The 10642-nt window shown below is 66.7% G+C and carries 13 protein-coding genes and 3 pseudogenes; 7 read left to right on the top strand and 9 right to left on the bottom strand.

Going from position 1 to position 10642, the window contains the following annotated elements:
* From FGX59_RS37935 to FGX59_RS38355, 3 genes and pseudogenes are all read left to right on the top strand, one after another.
* Positions 1 to 244 (top strand): hypothetical protein (locus tag FGX59_RS37935; RefSeq protein ID WP_171060981.1); only part of this gene is annotated, 244 nt, incomplete at its 5' end.
* Positions 245 to 672: 428 nt separating this feature from the next.
* A pseudogene (locus FGX59_RS34765) lies at positions 673 to 820 on the top strand (IS3 family transposase); the annotation flags it as partial.
* A gap of 401 nt (positions 821 to 1221) precedes the next feature.
* Positions 1222 to 1809 carry a transposase family protein gene (locus FGX59_RS38355; protein ID WP_206078522.1) on the top strand — a complete coding sequence of 196 codons (588 nt, stop codon included), beginning with the start codon at positions 1222 to 1224 and terminating at the stop codon, positions 1807 to 1809.
* A 78-nt stretch (positions 1810 to 1887) separates the two neighbouring features.
* On the opposite strand, the gene FGX59_RS37930 is transcribed toward FGX59_RS38355, so the two are convergent.
* Positions 1888 to 2064, bottom strand: a complete 177-nt coding sequence (locus FGX59_RS37930; RefSeq protein ID WP_171060980.1) for a hypothetical protein — start codon at positions 2062 to 2064, stop codon at positions 1888 to 1890.
* Positions 2042 to 2632, bottom strand: coding sequence for a transposase (locus FGX59_RS34755; RefSeq protein WP_138473055.1), 591 nt, complete (start codon positions 2630 to 2632; stop codon positions 2042 to 2044). The genes FGX59_RS37930 and FGX59_RS34755 overlap by 23 nt, the downstream gene beginning before the upstream one ends.
* Before the next feature lie 197 nt (positions 2633 to 2829).
* Between FGX59_RS34755 and FGX59_RS39915 the strand changes: the two are divergent.
* Both FGX59_RS39915 and FGX59_RS39910 read left to right on the top strand, forming a co-directional pair.
* Positions 2830 to 2955 (top strand): annotated as a pseudogene (locus FGX59_RS39915) (type II toxin-antitoxin system ParD family antitoxin); the annotation flags it as partial.
* Between the two features lie 170 nt (positions 2956 to 3125).
* Complete coding sequence (locus FGX59_RS39910; protein WP_370296469.1) at positions 3126 to 3371, top strand: hypothetical protein; 246 nt, start codon at positions 3126 to 3128, stop codon at positions 3369 to 3371.
* A gap of 176 nt (positions 3372 to 3547) precedes the next feature.
* Here FGX59_RS39910 and FGX59_RS34740 read toward each other — a convergent pair.
* The 7 genes and pseudogenes from FGX59_RS34740 to FGX59_RS34710 all read right to left on the bottom strand — a co-directional run.
* Positions 3548 to 3876, bottom strand: a pseudogene (locus tag FGX59_RS34740) (transposase); the annotation flags it as partial.
* Positions 3877 to 4128: 252 nt separating this feature from the next.
* Positions 4129 to 5241, bottom strand: a complete 1113-nt coding sequence (locus FGX59_RS34735) for an S-(hydroxymethyl)glutathione dehydrogenase/class III alcohol dehydrogenase (RefSeq protein ID WP_138473053.1) — start codon at positions 5239 to 5241, stop codon at positions 4129 to 4131.
* A gap of 10 nt (positions 5242 to 5251) precedes the next feature.
* Positions 5252 to 5515 (bottom strand): metal/formaldehyde-sensitive transcriptional repressor, encoded by a 264-nt coding sequence (locus FGX59_RS34730; RefSeq protein ID WP_138473051.1) that lies wholly within the window; start codon positions 5513 to 5515, stop codon positions 5252 to 5254.
* Between the two features lie 191 nt (positions 5516 to 5706).
* Entirely contained in the window at positions 5707 to 6780 is a 1074-nt protein-coding gene (locus tag FGX59_RS34725; RefSeq protein ID WP_138473049.1) for a 4-oxalomesaconate tautomerase, read from the bottom strand.
* Between the two features lie 88 nt (positions 6781 to 6868).
* Positions 6869 to 7540 (bottom strand): 4-carboxy-4-hydroxy-2-oxoadipate aldolase/oxaloacetate decarboxylase, encoded by a 672-nt coding sequence (locus FGX59_RS34720; RefSeq protein WP_138473047.1) that lies wholly within the window; start codon positions 7538 to 7540, stop codon positions 6869 to 6871.
* Between the two features lie 2 nt (positions 7541 to 7542).
* On the bottom strand, positions 7543 to 8514 hold the full coding sequence (locus FGX59_RS34715; protein ID WP_138473045.1) for a VOC family protein: 972 nt from the start codon (positions 8512 to 8514) through the stop codon (positions 7543 to 7545).
* A gap of 116 nt (positions 8515 to 8630) precedes the next feature.
* Entirely contained in the window at positions 8631 to 9359 is a 729-nt protein-coding gene (locus FGX59_RS34710; protein ID WP_138473042.1) for a PIG-L deacetylase family protein, read from the bottom strand.
* A 159-nt stretch (positions 9360 to 9518) separates the two neighbouring features.
* Here FGX59_RS34710 and FGX59_RS34705 point away from each other — a divergent pair, with 159 nt between their 5' ends.
* Both FGX59_RS34705 and FGX59_RS34700 read left to right on the top strand, forming a co-directional pair.
* Entirely contained in the window at positions 9519 to 10406 is an 888-nt protein-coding gene (locus tag FGX59_RS34705; protein WP_138473040.1) for an NAD(P)-dependent oxidoreductase, read from the top strand.
* Positions 10403 to 10642, top strand: a 240-nt coding sequence (locus FGX59_RS34700) for a LysR family transcriptional regulator (protein WP_138473038.1), incomplete at its 3' end; no start/stop codon positions are given. The genes FGX59_RS34705 and FGX59_RS34700, both read left to right, overlap by 4 nt.

The raw sequence follows: 10642 nt of genomic DNA, 5'->3' as shown, positions 1-10642 counted from the left end.
CAAGGTTCTCTCGCTCGAAACCGGCGAACAGGTCTCTGCCGAGTTCCGGGACTATCCCGTCTTCGATCAGGAGGTTTTCGATCGCGACGGAGGTCAAAGGGGCTGGCGCCTGCCACCTTACGCAGCGCCCAGGTACCGCGCAGTCGACGTTCCCACCGGGACGGCGCTTGTCGAAGCGGCGATGGCGGAACTTTCAGATGGCCAGCGCGCCGAGATCGCCCGCGATCGGATCGTGACGGAGTGAAGCCCGGTCGAAACGGGCGGGATAGTCCATATCGACAGCCGACCTTGCCAATGCCGCGTCCTCCGCCGGGGTTTCTGGCACAGGCCTTCGATACGGAACTCTGCACCGGGGCGGAGGGAACCGGATGACCTCTGGCCCGTCCACCGGACCGGATGGCGGCGGGTGCCGTTCCCCGTTGACCAGGCCGACGACATGCTCCCGGCTCGGGAGCCGGTGCTCTCTTCGGGCCCGCGTTATTCGCCAGCTCCCTCGGAGATGCAAGATGACGGACCTCTTCGACCTAGCCGAAGGTCTCCGAGACCCCTTGGGAACTTGGGTCCGATAATGTCGTGCTCCGGACAGATGCCGCCCTCACCGGACACTGAGGTGATCCCTGAAATCCTGACACCCGGCCAAGCTTGCCGCCAACGTGTACGAGGACTGACAGCGTGACCGGCAAACGGAAGAACCACAGCGCCGAGTTCCAGGCGAAGGTGTCCTTCGAGGCGATCAGGGGCGATCAGGGGCGATGCGACGGTCGCCGAGTTGGTGGCGAAACACGGCGTGCATCAGACGGTGATCAACATCTGGAGTGAGGCGCGGCTGCCGGTGGTAGAGAACGCACTTCCCGTCCCGGCAGGCCCCTTCTGCAAAAGGCAAGGTCGAGCGCCACCGTCTGCGATCAGCGCGGGACCATCGACCGTCGCCGCGAAGAGTTCGGGAGCCTCGAGCAGTTGAGGGCGGCAAGCGATGCCCGGCCGGAAGCCCGTCGTTCATGGGATAGGCTATCCCGGGATCTACCTTCCGGGCGATCGGATTGGCGTGAAGGGATCCTGCAAAGGCCCACCTTCATTCCCGGCGAAGCTATGTCAGGCTCGTCCTTTTTCCTCCGGGCAGGGGAATCGCATTTGGCTCTGACGGCCTGAGCAGCGGTTCTTGGGGTGGACGGCGGAATGGATTCTGGACTGCGGACTCAATCCCCGGAGCCAAGCCGCCAAATGCAGATCTTTCTTTCCGCCTTCGATGACATCCCCGATCCGCAGGCGGACACCACGCGCCATGTCCTCGGCGAGCTTCTCGTCATCGCCTCCGTCGCGGTGCTCTGCGGGGCGACAACCTGCGCCGGAATGGCCACGTTCGGCCGGGCAAAGAAACGCCTTTTCAGGGGCGTCCTGAACCTGAAGCATGCAGTCCCGACGCATGACACCTTCCCGGCGATCTTTCGCATGCTCGACCCCAGGGCCCTCGACGCGGCCTTCGGAAAGGTGCTGGCCGTCGTGGCCGCGCTGATGCGGGACGGGGACTGTTCGCCATCGACGGAAAGGCGTTGCGGGGGGCACCGGGCAAGGCGGAAAGCGCGCGCATATCGAACGGCCGGAAGGTGCGCGAAGAGTGAGCTCGACCGGGAGACGATGCTGAGGAGAGCGGCAAACGGCCGGTCTCCGGCGCGCCGCAAGGCAGCATTCCAGGTCGCGAGTGACCGGTCTGGAGGGAGCGGCATCGATGCCGGGCACGACGGCCTATGGTTTTGGCCGACCGCTTTGTGTGTGAACAGGCGTCCAAAACTGGGTCTGACTCAATTTTGATGCAGGCCTTTGCCTACGATATCGCGGTCACCCGCGGATGCCGCGCCGTCGTCGTCATCGACCGGGCATCCGGATCGGTCAGCGACACCTGACCTGGGTCTCGCCCGAGGCTTCCATGCGCGCCTGCATCGCGCGGGTCTCCTCGGCCTCGCGGACCAGGAAAGCCAGCTTGCGCGCCAGCCGTTCCAGCCGCCCCTTCGGCAAGGGCTGGCCGCCTTCCGCCTCGGCGGCGTCAGCGCGGTCCAGCTCGGCCATGTAGCGGGCAATGCCGGCGTCGATGTCCTTCGTCTTGCGCCGCAATTTCTCCAGCGTGTAGCTTTTCGACTTGGCATTCACGGCCTTGAACCGGCTGCCGTCGATCGCGACCGTGTCGGCGTCGAGCAGGCTCATGTCGCGGCAGAACAGGATGAATTGCCGGCAGACCTTGCGGATCGCCGCGCCGTTCTCGGGGACATCGATCCACTGGATCGATGTCTGATCCCTCGAACGCCTTCGGGAAATCCGCGAGGGTCTTGAAGTCCGGCCGCAGCCTGGTGGTGAGCCAGATCAGCTCCAGGTTCCGGCCGCATTCGGTTTCGAGCCGACGGGAGGACTGGATGCGGTTGAGATAGCCATAGACGTAGATGCGCAGCATCAGCCCGGGATGATATTCCGGGCGGCCGGTCTCCTTCGCCGCTGTCCTGAAGCCGAGGGCGGCCGGATCGAGCATCTCCACGAAGGCATCGACCACCTGGACCGGATTGGCCTCTCCGACGTAGTCGTCCAGCGTTTCCGGAAAGAGCATCGCCTGCTGCCGCCCGGCGCCTTCGATGAAACCCGCCATGCTCTGCCTCCCCCCTTGTGCGGAAAGTATAGCAGAGTCAGGGCGATATCCGGAAAGTTTTCACACAGCCTGGGCGCTCAACCGTCGGCCGGGAGCAGCCCGGCGAACGGCAGGATGGCGGGATCTGCCCTTGCCGGTGGCAAAGCTGGCCACCTTGTGGTCTCGTCTCGGCAGTCAGCCTTGAAGGAGGTTGGGCCATGCCAGCCAGCCATGCCCGCAATGTCGCTCTCACTCCCGAACTCGATGCATTCATCGAGGAACTCGTCGCGTTCGGCGATTTCGCCAATGCCAGCGAAGTCATGCGGGCAGGCTTGCGATCGCTCGAGGAACGCCGGGAAATCTGCCAGATCGCTGCAAGGATCGGGACCGCGCTGGATCAACTGGACCGCGGCGAGGGCATCAGCGGCGATCCGCAGGCGGTGCTGTCGGGTGTCCTCGACGCCGCACGGGGCAAGAAGGCCGCCCGACAGCACCGCCTGCGGCTCTCGCGAGCTTGCAGGACATTCTCGAATGGACCATCGGGCGACACGGTGACGCCCAGGCGGAACGCTTCGCAAACCAGCTCATCGCCAGGCTCGAAGCCCTGGCTGCCGGGCAGCCGCTGCATCCGAGACCGTGTTCGGCCTTGCTGTCCGAAGGAAGGAGGGCGCCCGGGCTGGGCTATGTCCGCGAGGGGCGGCACTATCCTCATTCTCCGCGAGACGGAGACGGCCATCGAGCTGGTCGAAGTCTTCCATGAGCGGATGAACATCGAGGCCTGGCTGCAGGCCCTGAGAGCAGCGCCTGGTGCCGACGGTGTCGCAAGGCAGGTCAGAATGCACCCAATCCAGCATCGCTCATGCTGTAATGTGTATTATTCATGATAAATATCGGCATACTCCATAATTACGAGCGATGCGGGTCATCGTGACGTGGAGAGCTGTCGCTGAGGCCCATCGCCTGCACCAGTTCATCCACAGGCCGGATGGAGACGCCGCTGATCCGGGCCTCCTGGATCACGGCGACCAGCGCAGCTTCGGGACGCGCAGATTCAGCGTCCCGAGGCGCCTGTCCAGAGATCGGTCGCGATAGCCATTGCGCCAGGTCGTTCGCTTGCCGCTGCGTTCGTTGCGGCCAGCGCCGATCAGGCCTTCGACGTCGGCCTCCATGATCAGCTGCAGCACCGCCTCTGCGATGCTTCGCAGCAAGTCGCCCTGATCGTGCTTGGCCATGAGCTCTGACAGGTCCATGTTCGTTTTGGTCATCGGGGTCCTCTGCGGTCCGTGGTTGAAGTCGCCAGACTCCACCTCGATCCTACACCTCGATGGCCAACCGGGATCACACCGTCGACGGCGTCGAAACTGCACCAGCTTCGGACACTATCCGGTGAGATCTTGACCCAGACCGGCACCCGGGCGGGAGGGCCTTTGCCGGACGCATCTCGGACCGCACCCCGGGCGGGGGAAGACCCACCCGGGGCGTGCCTGTTTCCTGGTTTTAGGGGCCGCGCTCGGGCGTCACTCGAAATGAATGACCGAGCGGATCGACTTGCCCTCATGCATCAGGTCGAACGCGTCGTTGATCGCCTCGAGACCCATCGTGTGGGTGACGAAAGGCGCCAGATCGATGTCGCCCTTCATCGCGCCCTCGACCATGCCCGGCAATTGGCTGCGTCCCTTCACCCCGCCGAAGGCCGTGCCCCGCCAGCTCCGACCGGTGACCAGTTGGAACGGGCGGGTCGAGATTTCCTGCCCCGCGCCGGCCACGCCGATCACGATCGACTGACCCCAGCCGCGATGCGCGCATTCGAGCGCCGAGCGCATGACATTGACGTTGCCGATGCACTCAAAGGAGTGATCCACGCCCCAGCCGGTCATGCCGATGATCACCTGCTGGATCGGCTCTTCGTAATCCTTGGGGTTGAGGCAGTCGGTCGCCCCCATCTGACGGGCCAGCTCGAATTTGGCGGGGTTGGTGTCGATGGCGATGATCCGGCCCGCGCTGGCCTGCCGCGCGCCCTGGATCGCCGCCAGACCGATGCCGCCGAGGCCGAAGATTGCCACGCTATCGCCGGGCTGGACCTTCGCCGTGTTATGGACCGCGCCGATCCCGGTGGTCACGCCGCAGCCCAGCAGACAGACATGTTCGTGATTGGCCTCTGGATCGATCTTGGCCAAAGAGACTTCGGCCACCACGGTATATTCGCTGAAGGTCGAGCAGCCCATGTAGTGATAGAGCGGCTGGCCGTTATAGCTGAAGCGGCTGGTGCCGTCGGGCATCACGCCCTTGCCTTGGGTCTCGCGCACCGAGATGCACAGATTGGTCTTGCCCGATTTGCAGAACAAGCACTCGCCGCATTCGGCGGTATAAAGCGGGATGACGTGGTCGCCCGGCGCGACGGAGGTGACGCCTTCGCCGACCTCGACCACCACGCCCGCGCCCTCATGGCCCAAGACGACCGGGAAGAGCCCCTCGGGATCGTCGCCTGAGAGGGTGAACGCATCGGTATGGCAGACCCCGGAATGGGTGACGCGGATCAGAACTTCGCCTTTTCTCGGCGGGGCGACGTCGATTTCGACGACTTGCAGGGGCTCGCCCGCGGCGAAGGCGACAGCAGCACGTGATTTCATGATGGATTCCTTACTTTAGATACGAGCGGACCAGACCCAGCACCGCGTCCAGATCGACCCCCTTGGCCTCCGGCACGCCCAATTCCTCGCGCAGGTGGATCTCCAAGATCTCGGACATCAACCCGTTCACGCCGCCCCGCACTGCGGCCAGCTGCTGCAGGATCGCCCCGCACTCGGCCCCGCTGGCCAGGGCCGTCTCGAGCGCGGCGCATTGCCCTTGAATGCGGCGCAGGCGGGTCAGCGTTTTCTTTCGATCTTCGTGGCTCTTGGGCATGGTCGCAATCATATACTGGGGGGGGGTATATGGCGCATCAGCTAAGAGGTATCGTTAACCACGTCAAGACCCACTGTCTGAGGGACCCGAGGAAATCGTCTATGGGGGTTCAGAGTTTATTTTCGGTGGGTTAGGCGTGGCGTCTTCGACGCTCAGGCGCCATGCTCTTCCACCCGCGACCTGTCTCGAACCTAGGTCGCCGGCCGCGGAAATACCCGGCCTTGGAACAGTTTGCGGGCGGTGCGCAGCGTTCCTGCGCCGGTGACGCGCCCCTGTATGTCCCGCTCGATCAGCACCTCGGCGGCGCCCGAGGGATGCTCGATGGCAAAGCGGTTATCCTTGGGCAGGCGCGCCAAACCCGCGGCGGGCCCCTCCGGGAGCGTGCAGGCGGTGGCCACGCTGACGGCGGCGAAGACGCCGATCGTTGCGTGGCAGCGATGCGGGATAAAGCTGCGGGTCGCGATCACCCCGCCTGCCTCCGGGGCCGAGACCAGCGTCATCTTCGGCACGGATTTCGCAGAGACATCGCCCAGCCCCATCAGCGGCCCGGCCTCCAGCCGGATCGCCTCCAGCCGCGCCTTCAGGCCTGCGTTGCCGTCCAGCGTCTCGCGGCTCTCGCTGCCCTCGATGCCGAAATCCGCGGCAGCCATCACCACGCAGGGCATGCCGTTGTCGATCAGCGTGCAGGCCACGCCGCCGATCATGTCCACGGCATTGCCGGTGGGCAGCAGCGCGCCGCACATCGAGCCTTCCAGCCCGGCAAACATCAGCGGCACCGGCGCATGGGTGCCTGGCACGCCGTCAATGGCGGTATCGCCGACATAGCTGACCCGCCCGCCCGGCGTGGCGATCCGCGCCACCGCGATCTCGCCAGTATTGAGCATGTGGATGCGGACCTCCGTCGCGTCCTCCCGCGCCGCCGCCAGCCCCAGCTCGACCGCCGCGGGACCGGCACCGGCCAGGATGTTGCCGCAGGCCTGCGCGTCCGAGACCAGCGGCCGGTCCGGAAAGACCTGCAGGAACAGGTAGTCGACATCGGCATCCTCCCGCGAGGCAGGCGACAGCACCGCCACTTTCGAGGTCAGCGGATCGGCGCCGCCGATGCCGTCGATCTGCGCCGGATCGGGCGAGCCCATGATCCTCAGCAGCAGATCGTCCCGCGCCTCCCGCTGCTGCGGCAGGTCCGAGGCCAGGAAATACGCCCCCTTTGAGGTCCCGCCCCGCATCCAGAGGCAGGGAACCCCGTCGATTTCGGCATCATCCATCTCAGTCTCCCCCGTCCGGTGCAAGCGGCGGGGGAGGGTCCGGGAGGGGGGATCTGCCCCCTCCCGCCTTCCTCCGCCGATACCGCCGTCAGATGTACTTGAGCCCCCTGGCCTCCAGCCGCGGGCGCATGTCGTAGATGTCGAGCCCCAGCTCGCCCGCCGCCAGCCGCAGGCGCTTGGCCTCTTCCGCGGCCAGGCGCGTCTCCGCCGCCTCCAGCACCGCGGCCGCCTCTTCGCGGGCGACGACGCACAGCCCGTCATCATCGGCGCAGATCACGTCGCCGGGATGGATGGCCTGGCCCGCCACCACGATCGGCACGTTGACCGAGCCCAGCGTCTCCTTGACCGTGCCCTGGATCGAGACCGCCTTCGACCAGACCGGAAAGCCCATCTCGCGCAGATCCTTCGTGTCCCGCACCCCCGCGTCGATCACCAGCCCGCGGCAGCCGCGCGCCATCGCCGAGGTCGCCAGCAGGTCGCCGAAATAGCCGTTGTCGCAGGGCGAGGTCGGGGCGAGGACCAGAACGTCGCCGGGGCGGAGCTGCTCGATGGCGACATGAACCATCCAGTTGTCGCCGGGCGCGGCCGAGATCGTCACGGCGGAACCGGCGATCATCGTGCCATCCTGGATCGGCCTCAGGTAGCTCTGCAGCGCGCCCTTGCGCCCTTGCGCCTCATGGACGGTGGCGGTGCCGATCTCTCCGAGCCGGTCGATCACCGCCGGGTCGGCACGCTCGATGGTCTGGACGACGACAGGCATGGTCACGCCTCCTCCTTCTGCACCGGCGGGGTGCCGTGGGTGTGGAACGACTCGATGGTCTTCAGCCCCCAGGCCTGGCCCTTCATCCGGTCGGCTTGGGTCCAGCAGACAGGCTTCCAGTCGGGCGCAAGGATCAACCGAGCGCCGGCATTGGCCAGCTCGACCCGGTTGCCCGCGGGCTCCCAGACATAGAGGAAGAACGTCCCCTGCACCGCGTGCTTGTGCGGGCCGGTCTCGATATGGACGCCGTTCTGCAGGAAGATGTCGGCGGCGCGCAGGATGTCCTCGCGCTGGTCGGTAGCATAGGTGACATGGTGCAGCCGCGCATGGCCACCGCCATGCTCCTCGGTGCAGGCCAGGTCATAGGTCTTGTTGTTGACGGTGAACCAGCAGCCGCCCAGCCGCCCGTTGTCGAGCTGGATGTATTCGGTCACGCGGGAGCCGAGGCAGGTCTCCATGAAGCGCTTGAACTCGGTGACGTCGGAGGCGAGCAGGTTCAGGTGGTCCAGCCTGCGCGGCGCGGCGCCGGTGAAGGCCGAGGCGGTGTTCTTCAGCGCCGCCTTCTCGGCCTCCTCCTGCGGCTCCCACCAGACCGTGTCATAGTAGATCTCGAAGACATGGCCGAACGGGTCCTCGAAGCGGAAGGCGCGGCCATGTCCCAGATCGCCGTCAGTCCAGCCATGGACCCTGTAGCCCGAGGCCTCGATGGCCGCGACGCGGCGCTCCAGCGCCCCGGGACAGGCGGCGCGATAGCCGATATGGGCGACGCCGGTCGTGTCTGAGCGGGTCAGCTTCAGGCTGTGGAACTCGTAGTCGTCCCAGGCGCGCAGATAGGCGGACTCGCCGTCAAGCGCCGAGAGCTTCAGGCCGTAGACACGGGTGAAGAAGTCGAGGCTCTCCTCGAACTTGTCGGTCAGCATCTCGACATGGCCCAGATGGGCGATGTCGAAGCTCGGATTGGCGGGGGCTGTCATGGGCTCTCCTCCTCGGGGTCTCGCGCGGTCGCCGGTCCGGGCGCGGCCGGTGAGGGGGTGCGGGGGAGAGGGATGCCCTCTCCCCTGCCCTCACCCGCGCCCGGCCCGGACATCGGTCACAACTCGTCGACGGTCCGCGGAAAGACGCTCTCGAAGCCCTCCGCGTACTGGCAGTCGCGCCCGCCGGACTGGCCGCCGGAATTGCGCTTGAAATGGTTGGCGCGCTGCTGGGCGACGCGGGTGTAGTAGTCCCAGAGATGGACCTGGCCGTTCATGTGCTCCATGGCGGCGCGCTTCTTCTCCCAGACGGACGTGATGTCGAGGAACGTGTCGGGCTTCCAGCCCATCTGCTCGGTCTGGTGCGGCTCGAAGAGATAGAGCTGCGGCGCGCCCAGCACCGTCTCGCCCGGATTGTGGCCCCAGGCCTGGGCGATCATCCGGCATTCCAGCGCGACCTGCGTCATGTACATGTGGTCGGTATTGTAGGGGTCCCATTTCGAATGGCTGAGCATGAAGGCGGGCTGCACCTTGCGGATCAGGTCCACGAGCCTGTCCTTGTCGCCGCGCTCCAGATGCAGCGGGTAGTCGCCCAGATCGAAGCATTCGAGATGATGCACCCCCAGCGCCTCGGCGGCAGCTTCTGCCTCGCCGCGGCGGATGTCCTTGACCTCTTGCAGCGATTTGCCGTCCTTCCAGAGCCGGGCGCTCTCGCCGCGCTCGCCGAAGCTCAGGCAGGCGACAGTCACCTCGTAGCCCATCTCCGCATGCAGCGCGATGGCGCCGCCGCAGCGCCAGACAAAATCGGCGGCATGGGCGGAAATGACGAGTGCGGTCTTCTTCGGCATGGCAAGCCTCCCTGTCGGTCTCGGCCCGGGGATGCCATGGCCGTGCCGGGAAGGTCTATTTGGAAGCACGTCCTCCGGCATAAGTTCCTGCTATACATGCTGGCGATCCATGGCCCGGGATGACAGGCTCGGACAGGGCCATGGCAGGAGGACAAGGCAATGGACGGGACGGGGTCTTCGGAGTTTCCGATTTGCTTCATCGGCTTCGGCGAGGCCGCCGCTGCCTTTCTCGAAGGCTGGACGCTGCCGGACCCGGCTGCCGTCAGCGCCTTCGACATAAAGTCTGACGATCCGGCCACGCGCCCTGCCATGGCGGCACGCCAGGCGGCAGCCGGGATCCGCGGCTGCGCCACCGCCGCCGCCGCGCTCGCGCGGGCGCAGGCCGTATTCTCGCTGGTGACCGCCGACCGGGCGGCGGAGGCGGCCGTCGCCGCCGCACAGCATCTGGAACCGGGCACGCTCTGGCTCGACGGCAATTCCTGCGCGCCGGGCACCAAGCGCCGCGCCGCGCAGGCCGTGGAAGCCGCCGGAGGGCGCTATGTGGACCTTGCCGTGATGGCGCCGGTCCATCCGCAGCGCCATCTGGTGCCGCTGCTGGTCTCGGGCCCGCATGCGGAGGTTGCCGCATCGGTCCTGCGCAGGCTCGGGATGCGGCCGGAGATCGCCGGGCCGGAGGTCGGCCAGGCCTCGTCGATCAAGATGATCCGCTCGGTGATGATCAAGGGGATGGAGGCGCTGACCGCCGAATGCCTGCTCTCGGCCCGGCACGCGGGCGTCGAGGAGGCGGTTCTGGCCTCGCTCGAAGCCTCGGATCCGGACCGCGACTGGCGCGGGCGCTCGGCCTACAACCTGGAACGGATGATGGTCCATGGCGCGCGCCGCGCCGCCGAGATGCGCGAGGTGGCGGCCACCGTGGCGGAGCTCGGGCTCGGCAGCGGCATGGCGGCCGCCACGGCGGACTGGCAGGACCGCGTCGCCGCCACCGGCGCGCCGGCGGGCGAGGATGACCTGATGGCGCGGGCCGACGCGATCCTGGCGCGGCTATGATCTCGCGCAACCTGCGCCATCTGCGGCTGTTCCTCGCCGTCGCCGATCTGGGCTCGGTCACCCGGGCCTCGGACCTCTACAATGTCTCGCAGCCCGCGGTGACCCAGGCGCTCGGCAAGCTGGAGGCGCAGGCCGGCGGGCCGCTGTTCAGCCGCACGCGGCAGGGGTTCTTCCTGACACCGCGCGGCGAGGCCCTGTCGGCACGGGTGGCGCGCGCCTTCGACCGGCTGGATCCG

This window comes from Poseidonocella sp. HB161398 (assembly GCF_005870025.1).
Lineage (GTDB): Bacteria > Pseudomonadota > Alphaproteobacteria > Rhodobacterales > Rhodobacteraceae > Mangrovicoccus.
Note: the sequence above shows the minus strand (reverse complement) of the source record. Positions and strands in the feature narration are given on the sequence as shown.